Annotated in this window: 16 protein-coding genes, 1 tRNA gene and 2 pseudogenes; 10 read left to right on the top strand and 9 right to left on the bottom strand. The window is 61.4% G+C overall.

The genetic code is table 11. The features are described from left to right. Positions 1-43: 43 nt before the first annotated feature. From AC5STB_RS05115 to AC5STB_RS05095, 5 genes are all read right to left on the bottom strand, one after another. Positions 44-307 carry a hypothetical protein gene (locus tag AC5STB_RS05115; RefSeq protein ID WP_495441900.1) on the bottom strand — a complete coding sequence of 88 codons (264 nt, stop codon included), beginning with the start codon at positions 305-307 and terminating at the stop codon, positions 44-46. Between the two features lie 78 nt (positions 308-385). Continuing rightward, positions 386-3,193: a DNA polymerase I gene (polA, locus tag AC5STB_RS05110; RefSeq protein ID WP_495441898.1), complete on the bottom strand. Its 2,808-nt coding sequence runs from the start codon at positions 3,191-3,193 to the stop codon at positions 386-388. Positions 3,194-3,383: 190 nt separating this feature from the next. Further along, positions 3,384-4,049, bottom strand: a complete 666-nt coding sequence (locus tag AC5STB_RS05105) for a YrbL family protein (protein ID WP_495441897.1) — start codon at positions 4,047-4,049, stop codon at positions 3,384-3,386. 207 nt (positions 4,050-4,256) lie between these two features. Further along, complete coding sequence (locus AC5STB_RS05100) at positions 4,257-4,742, bottom strand: NAD(P)H-dependent oxidoreductase (RefSeq protein ID WP_495441895.1); 486 nt, start codon at positions 4,740-4,742, stop codon at positions 4,257-4,259. A gap of 131 nt (positions 4,743-4,873) precedes the next feature. Further along, positions 4,874-5,056 carry a zinc-finger domain-containing protein gene (locus tag AC5STB_RS05095; RefSeq protein WP_495441894.1) on the bottom strand — a complete coding sequence of 61 codons (183 nt, stop codon included), beginning with the start codon at positions 5,054-5,056 and terminating at the stop codon, positions 4,874-4,876. 71 nt (positions 5,057-5,127) lie between these two features. Here AC5STB_RS05095 and AC5STB_RS05090 point away from each other — a divergent pair, with 71 nt between their 5' ends. Further along, positions 5,128-6,057 (top strand): ABC transporter ATP-binding protein, encoded by a 930-nt coding sequence (locus AC5STB_RS05090; RefSeq protein WP_495441892.1) that lies wholly within the window; start codon positions 5,128-5,130, stop codon positions 6,055-6,057. A 134-nt stretch (positions 6,058-6,191) separates the two neighbouring features. Here the strand turns inward: AC5STB_RS05090 and AC5STB_RS05085 are convergent. After that, positions 6,192-6,359, bottom strand: a pseudogene (locus AC5STB_RS05085) (IS5/IS1182 family transposase); the annotation flags it as partial. Here AC5STB_RS05085 and AC5STB_RS05080 point away from each other — a divergent pair. Further along, on the top strand, positions 6,276-6,524 hold the full coding sequence (locus AC5STB_RS05080; RefSeq protein WP_495444638.1) for a PHD finger domain-containing protein: 249 nt from the start codon (positions 6,276-6,278) through the stop codon (positions 6,522-6,524). The pseudogene AC5STB_RS05085 and the gene AC5STB_RS05080 overlap by 84 nt on opposite strands. A gap of 87 nt (positions 6,525-6,611) precedes the next feature. Here AC5STB_RS05080 and AC5STB_RS05075 read toward each other — a convergent pair whose 3' ends face one another. Continuing rightward, positions 6,612-7,517: an isocitrate lyase/PEP mutase family protein gene (locus AC5STB_RS05075; protein WP_495441891.1), complete on the bottom strand. Its 906-nt coding sequence runs from the start codon at positions 7,515-7,517 to the stop codon at positions 6,612-6,614. A gap of 179 nt (positions 7,518-7,696) precedes the next feature. Between AC5STB_RS05075 and AC5STB_RS05070 the strand changes: the two genes are divergently transcribed. Both AC5STB_RS05070 and AC5STB_RS05065 read left to right on the top strand, forming a co-directional pair. Next, the gene (locus tag AC5STB_RS05070; protein WP_495441890.1) at positions 7,697-8,584 is read left to right on the top strand and encodes a LysR substrate-binding domain-containing protein; all 888 of its coding nucleotides are present in this window, start codon (positions 7,697-7,699) and stop codon (positions 8,582-8,584) included. A gap of 233 nt (positions 8,585-8,817) precedes the next feature. After that, positions 8,818-9,021: pseudogene (locus tag AC5STB_RS05065) on the top strand (IS110 family transposase); the annotation flags it as partial. 508 nt (positions 9,022-9,529) lie between these two features. Here AC5STB_RS05065 and AC5STB_RS05060 read toward each other — a convergent pair. After that, a tRNA-Thr gene (locus AC5STB_RS05060) sits at positions 9,530-9,604 on the bottom strand. An 85-nt stretch (positions 9,605-9,689) separates the two neighbouring features. Here AC5STB_RS05060 and AC5STB_RS05055 point away from each other — a divergent pair. The 5 genes from AC5STB_RS05055 (at position 9,690) to hisD (ending at position 13,597) form a co-directional block, all read left to right on the top strand. Continuing rightward, entirely contained in the window at positions 9,690-9,845 is a 156-nt protein-coding gene (locus AC5STB_RS05055) for a hypothetical protein (RefSeq protein WP_495441889.1), read from the top strand. Positions 9,846-9,851: 6 nt separating this feature from the next. After that, positions 9,852-11,123: a UDP-N-acetylglucosamine 1-carboxyvinyltransferase gene (murA, locus tag AC5STB_RS05050; RefSeq protein WP_495441888.1), complete on the top strand. Its 1,272-nt coding sequence runs from the start codon at positions 9,852-9,854 to the stop codon at positions 11,121-11,123. After that, entirely contained in the window at positions 11,120-11,596 is a 477-nt protein-coding gene (locus tag AC5STB_RS05045) for a DUF2948 family protein (protein ID WP_495441887.1), read from the top strand. Before murA ends, AC5STB_RS05045 begins: the two co-directional genes overlap by 4 nt. A 3-nt stretch (positions 11,597-11,599) precedes the next feature. Continuing rightward, positions 11,600-12,112 carry a GNAT family N-acetyltransferase gene (locus AC5STB_RS05040; RefSeq protein ID WP_495441886.1) on the top strand — a complete coding sequence of 171 codons (513 nt, stop codon included), beginning with the start codon at positions 11,600-11,602 and terminating at the stop codon, positions 12,110-12,112. A 183-nt stretch (positions 12,113-12,295) separates the two neighbouring features. After that, positions 12,296-13,597 carry a histidinol dehydrogenase gene (gene hisD / locus AC5STB_RS05035; RefSeq protein WP_495441885.1) on the top strand — a complete coding sequence of 434 codons (1,302 nt, stop codon included), beginning with the start codon at positions 12,296-12,298 and terminating at the stop codon, positions 13,595-13,597. A gap of 82 nt (positions 13,598-13,679) precedes the next feature. Here the strand turns inward: hisD and AC5STB_RS05030 are convergent, their stop codons facing one another. After that, positions 13,680-14,438, bottom strand: coding sequence for an SDR family oxidoreductase (locus tag AC5STB_RS05030; protein WP_495441884.1), 759 nt, complete (start codon positions 14,436-14,438; stop codon positions 13,680-13,682). 161 nt (positions 14,439-14,599) lie between these two features. Here AC5STB_RS05030 and AC5STB_RS05025 point away from each other — a divergent pair, with 161 nt between their 5' ends. Beyond that, entirely contained in the window at positions 14,600-15,079 is a 480-nt protein-coding gene (locus AC5STB_RS05025; RefSeq protein ID WP_495441883.1) for a UPF0262 family protein, read from the top strand. Positions 15,080-15,081 lie beyond the last annotated feature (2 nt).

The raw sequence follows: 15,081 nt of genomic DNA, 5'->3' as shown, positions 1-15,081 counted from the left end.
GCGGAGGCTGACGCCTTCCTTGACCCGGCGAGGGGAGGGTCCGTCAGTTTAGGCAGAGAAACAGGTCACTGTTTTCATAAGTATTTGGGTTGCCGCGAACAGAAACATGTTCTGCGCGTTTCTTATGACCTTTTTGGCAAATTCGATTTGCTTCTTGAAGTGAGGCTGCAAGTGCCTGGTCCCTAGGAGTAAATTGAGATGTTACAATCGTAACACTGTCGCCGTTGAACTCCGAAACAATCGGGTTTGGAGGAAATGAACAAGCCGCTAACCCTAACAGGGCAGTTGTCAGAAGTACTTTTTTCACCGTGTGTGTCCCAATAAGTTTATTTTTTGCTATCATCGGCTGATGGTATCTTATCTATTCACTTGCGTCAGGGTTGTGTCAATGCGCCTCGGCCCAGTTCTGGCCGCGGCCTGCGTCCACCACTAGTTTCACGTCCAGATGCACCGCCGGATCGGCGGCGGTCTCCATTACATGGCGGGCAGCTGCGATGGTGTCCTCCACCGCCGCTTCCGGCACTTCGAACAGCAGTTCGTCGTGCACTTGCAGCAGCATCCGGGCGGGCAGATGGGTAATGGCGTCCGGCATCCGGATCATCGCGCGGCGGATCACGTCGGCGGCTGTGCCCTGGATCGGCGCATTGATCGCCGCGCGTTTGGCAAAGCCGGCCTTCGGCCCCTTGGCATTAATCTCCGCCGTGTGGATCTTACGGCCGAACAGGGTCTGCACATAGCCATGCTCCTTGGCGAACTCCACCGTGGAATCCATATACTTTCGGATGCCCGGGAAGCGTTCGAAATAACGGTCGATAAAACCTTGCGCGTCCTTGCGCGGAATGCGCAGGTTGCGCGCCAGGCCAAAGCCCGAAATGCCGTAGATCACACCAAAGTTGATCGCCTTGGCCTGACGGCGGATTTCCGGGGTCATCTCTTCCAGCGGCACCTCAAACATCTCGGACGCGGTCATCGCGTGAATATCGACACCTTCCGCAAAGGCCTGTTTCAGCGCATCAATCCCAGCCATATGCGCCAGAATACGCAGCTCGATCTGGCTGTAATCGAGCGACAGCAGCACGTTGCCCTCTTCCGCGACAAAGGCCTCGCGGATGCGGCGGCCTTCCTCGGTGCGCACCGGAATGTTCTGCAGGTTCGGATCGGTCGAGGCCATGCGGCCGGTGCTGGCCCCGGTCTGGGCATAAGACGTATGCACCCGGCCCGTGTCGGGGTTGATGTGGTCCTGCAGCGCGTCGGTGTAGGTCGATTTCAGCTTCGATAGCTGCCGCCAGTCAAGCACCCGCCTGGGCAGGTCGTGTTCGGTCGCCAGATCCTCCAGGATATCGGCGCCGGTGGAGTACTTGCCGGTTTTGCCGCGCTTGCCGCCTTCCAGCCCCATCTTGTCGAACAGGATCTCGCCCAGCTGCGCAGGCGAGCCGACGTTGAATGTCTCGCCTGCCAGCTCGTGAATCTCCGCCTCCAGCGCCGCCATCTTCTGGGCAAAGGCATTGGACATCCGGCTGAGCGTATCGCGGTCCACCTTGATGCCGTTGCGCTCCATATCCGCCAGCACCGGCACCAGTGGCCGTTCCAGTGTCTCATAGACCGTCGTGACCCGCTCCTGATGCAACTGCGGCTTGAACAGCTGCCACAGGCGCAGGGTGATGTCGGCGTCCTCAGCAGCATAAGGCACCGCATCGTCAATCGGCACCCGGTCAAAGGTGATCGCCGATTTGCCGGAGCCCAAGAGCGGCTTGATCGGGATCGGCGTGTGATCCAGATACCGTTCCGATAGCGCATCCATACCATGCCCGTGCATCCCCGCATGCAGCGCATAAGACATCAGCATGGTGTCGTCGATGGGTGCCACATCGACCCCGTAGCGGTGGAAAATCTTGGCGTCGTATTTCATGTTCTGGCCGATCTTTATGATCGCCGGGTCTTCCAGAGCGTCCTTGAGCATCGCGACTGCTTCCTCCAGCGGCATCTGCCCTTCGGACAGCCCTTCGCTGCCAAACAGATCATCGCCCCCGGCCTTGTGCGCCAGCGGGATGTAGCAGGCCTCGCCCGCCTCGACGCACAGCGAGATGCCGACCAGATCCACCACCATCTCATCCAGGCCGGTGGTCTCGGTATCCACCGCCACCCAGCCGCGCTGGCGGATGCGGTCAACCCAGACCTGCAGCGCCGCGGCGTCGCGGACGCATTCGTATTTTTCCTTGTCAAACGGCACCGCTTTCGGCGCTTCCGCCGCTGCGGACGCAGCAGCGGCGGGCGCTTCCGGAATGGCCGGCGCCTCCATGCCCAGCTGGTCCGCCAGCCGCTTGGTCAGGGTGCGGAATTCCATGCTGCTCAGGAACTCCAGCAACACCGCCGCATCCGGCTCCTTCACCTCCAGATCGTCCAGGGTGAAGTCCAGCTCCATGTTGCAATCGAGCTGCACCAGCTTCTTCGACAGCTCGATCTGCTCGCGCTTCTCGATCAGGGTCTGGCGGCGCTTGGGCTGCTTGATCTCCTCGGCCCGGTCCAAGAGGCTCTCCAGATCGCCGAATTCATTGATCAGCAGTGCGGCGGTCTTGATCCCGATCCCCGGCGCGCCCGGCACGTTGTCAACCGAGTCGCCCGCCAGCGCCTGCACATCGACCACCCGGTCGGGGCCGACGCCGAATTTCTCCACCACGCCGTCGCTGTCGATGCGCTTGTTCTTCATCGCATCCAGCATCTCGACGCCGCCGCCGACCAGCTGCATCAGGTCCTTGTCCGACGAGATGATGGTCACCCGCCCGCCCGCATCCCGCGCCTGGTGCGCCAGCGTTGCGATGATGTCGTCGGCCTCAAAGCCTTCGACTTCCTTGCAGGCGATGTTGAACGCCTTGGTGGCTTCGCGGGTCAGCGGGAATTGCGGCACCAGATCCTCCGGTGCCGGCGGGCGGTTGGCTTTGTACAGATCGTACATCTCGTTGCGGAACGATTTGCCGGAATAGTCGAATATCACCGCCACATGGGTCGGCGCATCCGCACCTTTGTTGTCCTCCACCTGCTTGAACAGCATGTTGCAGAACCCAGCCACCGCGCCGATCGGCAGCCCGTCGGATTTGCGGGTCAGCGGTGGCAGCGCGTGATAGGCGCGGAAAATGAAGGCCGAACCGTCGATCAGATGCAGATGGCAGCCCTTGCCGAAGTGTGTCCCGCTCATGTGCGCCGCGCTCCCGTTGGAAATCCGTTCGTGTTCTGTTTCCCGGTTATCGGTGATCCGGGCAGGAAGGGCAATTGGAGTTTAGGGCGGCTGGCAAGAGCGCGGAATGCACCACCCCAGTCAGCAGCCTAAGGCGCGCCTGGCAGTCATGCAGTCCGGCTTTGACATCGCCGCCGCGCACCGCACTGGATCAGCGCTGACTGAAGGCGCACCGGTCCTTGTGCCAAATCAGCCGGGTCTTCTGGGCGATGAGGTTCAGCTGCTTGTGCAGGGACCGGTCGTTCAGGGCACGGGACATCGAACGAAGCGGCACCACGTTTCTTTCACCGTAGCCATCGATCAGGAAAAACGCCGGAACGCCTCCGCGGTGGCCATAGACGATATTGCGGTTGTGAATGTCGCGGGCAACGATCTGCAGGCCGAACAGTTTCTTTGCAAAGACATTCAGATCCTGCAGCACCGCATCATTCATCCCGCCGGTCTTGGAGACCTGCTGCAAATGCGGGGCCAGGTTGCCGTCCTGAGCGGCAATGCGTTCGACGACAACACCAGGCCCGCGGTCCGTCTGCACTACCCCCAGGCACCTGGCCAGCGGAGATCCCGCGATATCCTTGCCGAGCTTCAGCGCTGCCATCAGCTCGCATTCGATCTCTTTCAGGGTGTTGCGGTGGGTGGTATCCGGAAACAGATACCTGGCCAGCCGCTTGCCCAGCGAATAGTCATGCTTGGGGTTCTGAAGCGTGGCGACCTTGATCAGCAAGTCCGGGTGGCCGGGAAACGCAAAAACGCTTCGGACCCGGCCTTTGGCCACGGGCTCCTGGCCCGACAACGCGACAACTTCCACTGCAAATGCCATATTCTCTCCTGCGGGCGCGGGTGGGCTGGAAAATGACCCGGCAGCCAGGCGGTATCCGGCAGCGGGATGCGGTCCAAAGCAGTTCAAACCCGTTTGCAAGGGGTTTGTAAAGGCTTGAACTGCGGCAGAAATGCAGTGCTGTTCTGTTGTGACTATTAGTGATTTGTGGGCCGGGGCATTACGCCAGGGTTCAGGCGGCACTGCCGATCAGAACACTCCCATCGCCAGTCCCGCCCCCAAGGCCAGCCCCAGCTCGCGGCAGGTCTCCAGCTGATCCTCCGGGATCACCTTCTCCGCCATAATGGCCTCGGGCGTCTGCGCATGGGTGCAGATGATCAGCGGCTTCTGCACCTCTTTCAGGCGCCAGCCGGTGGCAATACGGGCGCATTGCCGCGCGGCGTTTTCCCCGTCCGACCCGGCGCAGACCATCTGCGCGTAGGGCCGCCCCTGGATCTTTCCCAGCACCGGGTAATAACAGCGGTCAAAGAAGTCCTTCATCTCGCCAGACAGCGCCGCCAGGTTCTCCGGTGCGCAGAACAGATAGCCGCTTGCGGCCACGAGATCCTCCGGCCCGGCGTCCTTGGCCTGTTTCAGGACGGTTTCGGTTTCGCTGCACGCTGCGGCCTGCGCGGCCTCAGCCATCTGCCGGCTGCCGCCGGTGCGGCTGTGATAGACGATCAGGAGCTGTGCCATATCCGCTGCCCGCCATTTCTTCCTACTTCGGACACTACCGGAGGCCAGCAAATGCCTTCAAAGAAACGTGGCCGGAAAATTCGAGTTTTCCAGAGTCGTGACGCCGGCCCCTCTGCCTCGCGCGGCCCGGATCACTGCGCCGCCTTGGCCGAGTCCTCATAGATAAATTTGCAGTCGCAATAGGGGCATTCCACAAAACCTTCGGCCTCTGGGATCTGCAGATAGACCCGCGGATGCCCCAACGCGCCTTCGCTGCCGTCGCACGCAACCTTGCGGTTGTTCACAATCTTGGTTTCCGGCGCTTCGGTGCTCATGGCTGGCGGTCCTTTCGGTTTTCGGCTAGGCGCTTTTATGAGCCAAGGAAAAACCGGGGGCAAGAGCGGCGATGACATGCGATGCAATCCGTATTGAAGCTTTGCGCAAAATCTACAGGGGCGGCAAAGGCCAGCCGGAAAAACACGCGCTGAAGGGCGTTGACCTCTCCGTGCCGCGCGGCTCTGTCTTCGGCCTGCTGGGGCCGAACGGTGCGGGCAAGTCCACCCTGATCAACATTCTGGCAGGTCTCGTGCGCAAGACCTCCGGCAAGGTTTCGATCTGGGGGTTTGACCAGGACGAAAACCCGCGCCAGAGCCGCGCCGCCATCGGGGTGATGCCGCAGGAGCTGAACCTCGACCCGTTCTTCACCCCGCGCGGCGCGCTGGAGGTGCAGGCGGGGCTTTACGGCGTGCCCAAGCACGAGCGCCACAGCGACGAGATCCTGCGGATGATCGGGCTCACGGACAAGGCGGAGGCCTATGCCCGCACTCTCTCCGGCGGCATGCGGCGGCGGCTGCTTTTGGGCAAAGCGCTGGTCCACCGCCCCTCGGTGCTGGTGCTGGACGAACCCACCGCCGGCGTCGATATTGAGCTGCGCCAGATGCTGTGGGAGAACATCCGAAAATTGAACGCACAGGGCATGACCATCATCCTCACCACCCACTATCTGGAGGAGGCCGAGGAGATGTGCGACGAGATCGCTATCATCAACCAGGGCGAGGTAGTGGCGCGGGATACCAAGGCCAGCCTTTTGGGCCGGCTCGATGCCAAGACTATGGTGGTGCAGCCCGCGGTGCCGGCGGCGGCTCTGCCGCAGGGCGAAGGCATTGAGGCCGAACTGCGCGCGGACGGCGCCGTCGCGCTGCGCTACCGCAGCCAGGCAACCAGCGCCGAAGACGTACTGGCCGCGGTTCACGCCGCCGGGATTTCGATCCGCGACGTGAAGACCGAGGAAGCGGATTTGGAGGATGTGTTCCTGTCGCTGACCAAGGCGGGGTGAGGCGCCGTCTGCCGCCCTGCCTGATGACCTGCAGCCAATCTCCGCCCCATCCGTAAAATGCAATCAGGCGCGAGAACTTCGGCAGCATACTTCGTGGTCACCAGTAGCCTGATGATTAGGGACAGGAGTCATAATCAATGGATGACGGTTGCTGCGAGGGAGGTGATTGAAAGGAAGACCTTGGGACAGCCGTCAAAGCGGGTGGCCACGCGCCTCCAATGTTCGAGCCTGCCAAACGTGATCTCGATGCGGTTTGGCCGCTTGCACCGGCGCTGGTCGTATTTAAACGGCGTCTTGCGATTGATGAATGTAATTCCGCTTATCACCTGTTTGTCATCGACCCGAGCCTTGCCGCGTCACTTTGTGAAAAAAGGGGCGGGCTTGGCCATCTTCTCGCCGGTAAGCCAAACAAAGCTCGCTCATGCCACCGCTCCGTTTTCCGAACTGTGACTCATGCAACGCAGTGAATATCAATGCATCCTGTCCCCAGCGAAGCACCGGTGGCGGCACGTAGCCGGGGCAGATCCAGTTTGGAAAATCACGTTTATCCGGCATCATTCTGTCGCCCGCTGAATTATTCTCATTTGATTGGCGGCGGCAGTATCCGAAATCGCTTTGTCAGCGTAGCGGTAGGTTCCGTGCATTTTCAGCTCTGTCGCGGCCCGGATCATCTCACCAAGCGCTGCGCGCGCAAGTGAGCCACCGGTGCTGATGCGTCGTACGCCAGCTTTTGAGAGATCGGCTACCGAGTAGCTCGTCGCGGAAAGTCCTACGACCACGTTGACGGGTACAGTAACTGCGGCGCAGACCGCGCGCACACATTTGAGGTCTGGAAGCCCCGGTGCATAGACCACATCAGCACCAGCCCGTTCAAAGGCTTTCAGGCGCCGGATCGTGTCGCAGAGATCAGGGCGTCCGCAGATGAAGTTTTCCGCCCGTGCGGTGATCAGGAATTGCTTTGATGGTTTGGCCTCAGCGGCCGCTCGTATCCGATCGACGGCAAGTTCGAATTCGATTATCGGATTGCTTGGATCGCCTGTAGAATCTTCGATGGCGCCACCGCATAAACCGGCATTTCCGGCTTCACGTATAGTTTGAGCCACGTCCTCTGGAGATGCGCCAAACCCATCCTCCAAGTCCGCGGAGACAGGAAGAGATGTGGCTTCGACAATCGAACGGGCGTTTTCCAAAACCTGCCGGCGCGATAGGCTGCCGCTGGAATCCCGCAATCCCAGCGAGAAAGCCAGCCCCGCACTTGTCGTGGCCAGCGCTGAAAAGCCTAGCCCTTCCAGAATGCGAGCGGTCCCGGCATCCCAGGTGTTCGGCATCAGAAACGCACCAGGTGCTTGGTGAAGGCGGGCAAAAGAATCAAATTTTTGCTGTTGCGAGGTTAATGGCATAGGCCTGTGGTTCTTTCGCAGTTCGTCGGCCTCTTCATTGATTTCCGTGATTGGCGCCAAGCGCGGGTTCCGTCGTTGTTGGCGCGTTACCGAGGGTCGCATGCGCGCTGCAACGAACATGCTTCGAGCAAGAATTCCTAACATACTGATTACCTCCGAGGTCAGGATAGAGGCCTCTCGCATGATTGCCGAAACGAATATTGTTGCTAAGCGTGATGAGTATGTCTTGTTATAGGCATATGAAACGCGATCTCGAAATCGACCTTCTCCGGTCCTTTATAGCCGTGGCTGCTCACCTCAACTTCACGCAGGCAGCAAGCGCGATTGGCCGAACCCAGTCGGCAGTAAGCCTTCAGATCAAACGGCTTGAAGAGATCGTCGGAAAGCGCCTGTTCAACCGGAGCCGGCAGTCTGTCGCAGTCACACACACCGGCGAAATCTTACTGGTTTACGCCAACCGTATTCTCGCTGCCAATGACGCCGCCCTCTCTCACATTCAACGGCCTGAGGCGGCCGGGCTGGTCCGGATCGGTGCACCGGACGACTATGCAACCTTTCTGTTGCCGCCGATCCTTTCGGCGATCAGCAAGGACTACCCCCGGCTGCAACTGGAAGTCACATGCGACAACGCCAGTGACTTGCTGCCGGGGATCGGCAAAGGGGCTCTTGATGTCGTCGTGGCGACCCACCCTGCGGCAGCGGTCGCAGGCGAGATCGCGCGATACGAACCGCTTCACTGGGTTGCTGCACCCGATTACTTGGACGACCCGGCGGCACCGCTGTCGTTGGTCCTGTTTCCAGCGGGATGTGTCTGCCGCGATATTGCCTTGGACGCATTGCGGCGGATCGACCGTACTTGGCATGTGGCCTACTCGACCAGAAGTATCGGCTTGATGGAGAAAGCAATACTCGAAAACTCCGGTGTTTCGGTTATGGAAGCGTCAACTATTCCCGCCGGCCTCAAGATCATAGACGGCAGGGAGGGCTTCCCTTCACTGCCTGATGTGGTGATCTCGGTCCACCGGTCGGCTATGAGCGAAGCGCATGTCTCCCTCGTGGCCGATTACCTTCTGGCGAAACTTGCAGCGCCCCTCCGGGAAATGCGGCCAGGCAAGGAACGTGACTGATCGCGGACGAGGCTATCATCCAGATCATAAACCGGCATCCAGTCAATGGTCGTTTTCTCCCGCTATGCGTGAAACCGCGGTTTCAGATTGACCGCAGACGCCGGATTGGCCGAAATTCCTTACTCCATGCCGCGGACAAAAGTCAGCGGCGCATCGGTTTTGATGATGTGACCGCCCCCGACGGCATCAATGTGCCAAGGTGGGTCTGCAACGATCCATAAGGGAGAGCGGTCATGTCGGAGATTATCACGGCCGGGCTCGATCTGGCTAAGAATGTGTTTCAGGTCCACGGGGCAGATGGAGCGGGGCAGCCTGTTCTGCGCAAGAAATTGCGGAGGGATCGGGTGCTGGCTTTCTTCAGGTCGTTGCAGCCCTGTGCCGTCGCGATGGAAGCCTGTGGCGGCGCTCACTTCTGGGGCCGTGAGATTGGGAAGCTGACCTCAAGCCATCTGCGAAATTACACCGGCTTGCCGGACGTGATCTCCCAAAAGCCGATGCATGGTGAGTTTCTTCACAGTTCCGCAACCCATCAACAGCGCAGAATGACTTATGCACATGTCTCACGCACCCGGGCGGAAGTCTCGGGGCGCAAGAGGGAGTGCAAAGGCTGATCTGAGCTTGTGGATTTCCCCTCTACGAAGAGAAGCTTTCTCCTCGCGCCGTATAGGTCCGCGTGCAAACTTTCCGGGACGGTGTATTACGCGAAAAGGCCGCGTGTGTGGTGACCGTGATGAAGACAGTCGAATCACCGGAGGGAGCCTGATCCAGCGTGTCACTGGCTTTGCCGTCCACGTCAGACGGGACGCACCCCTGATCTAATAGGCAGTGTTTCTCTGCTTTAAATTCGGCATAGCTCTAACACGCAATGTGTAGCACCTTTATGTAACAGTACGGCAGGCGCAACCCCTTGAAAACAAGGTCTATCATCAAAATCAGTGGGATACATGGTGCTGCTGGAGAGAATTGAACTCTCGACCTCTCCCTTACCAAGGGAGTGCTCTACCTCTGAGCTACAGCAGCGCCGGTGAGGGGGCTTTTAGGCATAAACGCAGAGGGGTGCAAGAGCATTCTGGACGGTTTTTTCGCACTAAGTTACAGAAGTCTTATGGCAGAGAAGAAATCACCTAAAAACGACGGTTCCGCAGCATCGCGCGATGACCGGCTGAAAGCGGCGCTCAAGGCAAACATGGCCCGGCGCAAGGCACAGGCCAAGGCGCGGGCGGATAAGCAGGACCAGAACACGGGCAAGAGCGGAGAATAACCTCAGATGGATTCGATTCTGGTTACGGGCAATGGCCCGCTGAACGGGCAGATCCCGATTGCCGGCGCCAAGAACGCCTGTCTCACCTTGATGCCGGCGACATTGCTGAGCGAAGATCCGTTGACACTGACCAACGCGCCGCGGCTGAGCGACATCAAGACGATGACGATGCTGCTGCAGTCTTTGGGGGCCGAGGTTTCCAGTCTGCAGGACGGCCAGGTGCTGGCGATGTCAAGTCATGACCTGACCAGCCACGTCGCCGACTATGATATCGTGCGCAAGATGCGCGCATCGAACCTGGTGCTGGGCCCGATGCTGGCACGGCTCGGCCAGGCGGTGGTGTCGTTGCCCGGTGGTTGCGCCATCGGTGCCCGCCCGATGGATCTGCATATCCACGGACTTGAAGCGCTGGGGGCAGAAATCGAGTTGAAGGACGGCTACTTGCATGCCAAGGCGCCCAAGGGCCTGAAAGGTGCCGTCGTGGAGCTGAGTTTTGCCTCTGTCGGCGCAACCGAAAACATCATGATGGCGGCGACGCTGGCGAAAGGCACCACCGTCATCAAAAACGCTGCGCGCGAGCCGGAGATTGTCGACCTGGCCGATTGCCTGCGCAAGATGGGCGCGCAGATCGAGGGAGACGGATCGTCTGAGATCACCATTCAGGGTGTCGACCGCCTGCATGGCGCGACGCATCAGGTGGTGACCGACCGGATCGAACTGGGCACCTATATGCTGGCGCCCGCGATCTGCGGCGGCGAGGTGGAATTGCTGGGCGGACGCCGCAGCCTGCTGGAAAGCTTCTGCGACAAGCTGGAGGCCGTCGGCGTCGAGATCACCCAGGGCACGAACAGCCTGACCGTCAGCCGCAAGAACGGCCGGATCCGGGCGGTGGATGTAGTCACCGAACCCTTCCCGGGTTTCCCGACCGACCTGCAGGCGCAGATGATGGCGCTGATGTGCACGGCTGAGGGCACTTCGGTGCTGGAAGAGAAAATCTTTGAAAACCGATTCATGCACGCGCCGGAACTGGTGCGCATGGGGGCGGAGATCGAGGTCCACGGCGGCCACGCAACAGTGACAGGCGTCGAGAAGCTGAAGGGCGCCCCGGTGATGGCCACCGACCTGCGCGCCTCTGTCTCGCTGATCCTGGCCGGGATGGCGGCAGAAGGCGAAACCAAGGTTAGCCGGGTCTACCACTTGGACCGCGGGTATGAGCATGTGGTGCGCAAACTGTCCGGTGTCGGCGCCAAAATCGAGCGGATCAAGGAGGAGTCATGACCGACGCTGGCTTTGAGGACGGCCGCGAGGCGCCGCTGAACCTGGGCGCGCTGGAGGAAGAGGACCTCAAGGTCCTGTCTTCATTGCTGCAGGACGCGGTGTTTCCGGCAAGTGAAATGAGCTGGCGCGCAGCTGAGCGCCGATTTGCGCTGCTGCTGAACCGGTTCCGCTGGGAGGACCGCGACGCCGCCGAGCGCCGGGGCCGTGCCTATGAGCGGGTGCAGTCCCTGCTAGTGGTCGACAATGTGCTGGGCGTCTCCTCGCAAGGTGTGGACCGCAAGGACAAGGATCTGATTTTGTCTCTGCTGTCTGTCACATTTGAACCGTCTGAAGACGGGGCAGGTCATGTTCTGCTCACTCTCGCAGGGGATGGAGTGCTGCGCCTTTCGGTTGAAGCGCTGGAAGTGTCCTTGCGCGATGTCACCCGGCCCTACCGGGCACCTTCCGGCCAGGCCCCGGACCACGGCGCCTGAGCCGTGCAGAACAAGCGCGGCATTTCCCAGGCCTTTGCCGCTCAGGCGGCGCCGCTGGAAATCCGCCGCGCCACGGTTTTTGACGTCTTTGCTATGAGCCGGGTTCTGATCGCCTCGATCCGGGATCTGTGCGAGGCGGATCACGGTGGCGACGCCGCGCGGATTGCGGACTGGACTGCAAACAAGACGCCGGAACAGATCCGCAACTGGATCAGCGGTCAGGGGCGGTATTGGCTGTCGGAACGGGGCGGAGAGCCCACTGCGGTGGGCGGCGTTGATCCGGGAGGCGCCATTACCCTGCTGTATGTGGCCCCTGCCGCTGCCGGCCAGGGATCAGGAACGGCGATGCTGACCCATCTGGAGGCGGAACTGCTTCGGGATGGCCATGCCGAGGGCCGGCTTAACGCTACCCGCACGGCACAGAACTTCTACAGCAAGCACGGCTGGCAAGAGACCAGGCGTAACGGCAGCTGCTGCGGCACGCCTTGTATCGCGATGCGGAAAGCTTTGCGCTGATCTGCCGCTTCTTTGTGGCCCCAAATATTCGGCGGTGAATTGGCCTCCAGGCCAAAAGAGGTGGCGCCCCTCTCCCAATCAAGCTTTCGGCCCCCCTACGACTTGCGTCCAATTGCACCGGTCTAACGTATAAATCTTGAGGCCCTGCGCCCGTGCCGCTATGCGGGGGCAAAGGAGATCCAGATGCCGCAGTTTCTGAACACCGCCGATGCCGGTTTTGAACAGTCCTTTACCGCCCTTCTGGGTGCCAAGCGGGAGGACAGCCCGGATGTGGATGCTATCGTGGCCGGGATCATTGCTGACGTCCGCGCCCGCGGCGATGCGGCGCTGGTGGAGCTGACGGCGAAATTCGACCGGCTGGAACTGGAGCCGGCTCAGCTGCGGATCTCTGACGCCGAAGTGGACGCGGCCATTGCAACTGTCCCGGCAGAGGAGCGCGAAGCGCTGGAACTGGCAGCAGAGCGCATCCGCGCCTACCACGGCCGTCAGATGCCCGAGGATGCGCAGTGGACGGACGAGAGCGGCGCATCGCTGGGCTGGCGCTGGTCAGCTGTTTCGGCTGCTGGGCTGTATGTGCCGGGCGGGTTGGCCTCCTACCCGTCATCGGTTCTGATGAACGCCATCCCGGCCAAGGTTGCGGGTGTGGAGCGGCTGGCGGTCACGGTGCCGACGCCGGCCGGGCGGATCAACCCGCTGGTGCTGCTGGCGGCCAGGATCGCAGGCGTCGATGAAATTTACCGCGTCGGCGGGGCGCAGGCGGTGGCTGCGCTGGCCTATGGCACCGAAAGCATCGCGCCGGTGGACAAGATCACCGGCCCCGGCAATGCCTTTGTCGCCGCAGCCAAGCGGCGGGTGTTCGGCAAGGTCGGCATCGACATGATTGCAGGTCCCTCGGAAATCCTGGTGATCGCGGACAAGGACAATAACCCGGACTGGATCGCACTGGACCTGATGAGCCAGGCCGAGCACGACGAAAGCGCCCAATCGATCCTGATCACCGATAACGAAGCCTTTGGCCGCGCGGTAGCCGCGGCGGTGGACAAGCGGCTGGAAACGCTGGAGCGCCGCGCCATTGCCGGTGCCTCCTGGCGCGATTTCGGTGCCGTGGTCACCGTGCGGGATTTGGATGAGGCGGCGGCGCTGTCAAACCGCATTGCGCCGGAGCACCTGGAGCTGTGCGTTGCCGACCCTGTTGCTTTGAGCAAAAAGACCATTCACGCAGGCGCCATTTTCCTCGGCCAGTACACCCCCGAAGCGATTGGCGATTACGTTGGCGGCCCGAACCATGTGCTGCCTACGGCGCGCTCTGCCCGGTTTTCTTCCGGCCTGTCGGTGATGGATTTCCTCAAGCGGACAACGCTGACCCAGATGACCCCGGACTCACTGCGCGCCATTGGCCCGGCGGCAGAGGTGCTGGCGAAAAGTGAAAGCCTGGAAGCGCACGGCCTGTCCGTCACCGCACGGCTGGATGCGCTGAACGGCTAAGCGGCGGAGGGGCCGCTGCCCCTCTGCACTTGACGCGCATTCACCCCGTGGGTTTCCAGACCAGGAAGAAGCGGATGGCAGGTCAGTAATGCGCGGTATAGCCGCCGTCCACGGCCAGCACCTGCCCGGTGATGTAGGACGCAGCGGGTGATGCGAGGAAAAGGATCGCGGGGGCCAGTTCCTCGGGCTCGCCCCAGCGGCCCAGCGCGGTGGCAGTCCTGAGTTTCTCCGCAATGGCCGGATCCGCGGCGGCGGCCTCATTCGGGGCAGTCTTGAAAAAGCCGGGAGCAATCGCGTTCACGGTGATGCCCTGGGGCCCAAGCTCAGCTGCCAGCGCCCGGGTCATGCCGTTGATGCCGGCCTTGGCGGTGGTATAGGCGGCGTCGCCGGACTGCGCGATGAGGCCAGCAATCGACGAGATATTAATGATGCGCCCCCAGCCCTTGGCCGCCATCTGTGCGGCGGCCATCTGCGACAGGCGGAAGGGTGAGACCAGGTCGACCTCCCACAGCGACTGCAAATCGGCGCGGGTGAACTCCGGCAGGCTGCGGCGGTCGCGCTGGCCAACATTGTTGACCAGGATGTCGAGCCCGCCTTCGTGCGCGATTTCCGCAAAGGCCGCAGCGGCTGCATTATCATCTGCGACATCAAACACCAGCGGGCGGGCCGCGCCGGGCATCCGGGCAAGCGCGGCTTCTACGCGAACCGTGCCGCGGCCGTTGACCCAGACCTCGGCACCGGCTTTTGCCAGCAAGCGGGCAGCGGCAAGGCCGAGGCCATCGGTGGAACCGGTCACCAGCGCACGCCGGCCATTGAGGGAAAACGGGTTAAGCGCTGTCAACTTTTTGGCCTCCTGCTGGCTGCAGGCTGGTCGCCGGAGCGTGGTGTGTCAAGCACTGCCGCAAACGGCCGCCATATTGACGTCCGCTGCTGCATTGCCCCAGGCACGGCGGTGCGATACTCATGGCCGGACGCCTTTGCGCATTTCAGAGACATAGACCCATGAGCCGCATCAGCCATATCGAACTGGACGACCGTAACCTGCCGCCCCCGACGCCCGAGATCGAGCAGGAGCGCAAGGTGGCGATCTATGATCTGATCGAGGACAACAGTTTTTCCCTGCCGCAACGGGAAGACCGCGATGTGCCCGCAGGTCCCTATCACCTGGGGCTGGCAATCCGCGACAAGCGCCTGGTCTTCGACATCAATACCGAAGCGGGGGAAAGGGCCGCGGAATTCCACCTGTCGCTTTCGCCCTTCCGGCAGGTGGTCAAGGACTACTACCAGATCTGCGAAAGCTATTTCACCGCGGTGAAGACCATGCCGCCGAGCCAGATCGAGACCATCGATATGGCGCGGCGCGGCATCCACAACGAAGGCAGCCGGGTATTGCAGGAGCGGCTGGAGGGCAAGGCTGAGGTCGATACCGACACCGCTCGGCGCCTGTTCACCCTGATTTGCGTTCTGCACTTCGGAGGCTGACG

The sequence above is a fragment of the Leisingera sp. CC-HEC093 genome, assembly GCF_059429195.1.
Note: the sequence above shows the minus strand (reverse complement) of the source record. Positions and strands in the feature narration are given on the sequence as shown.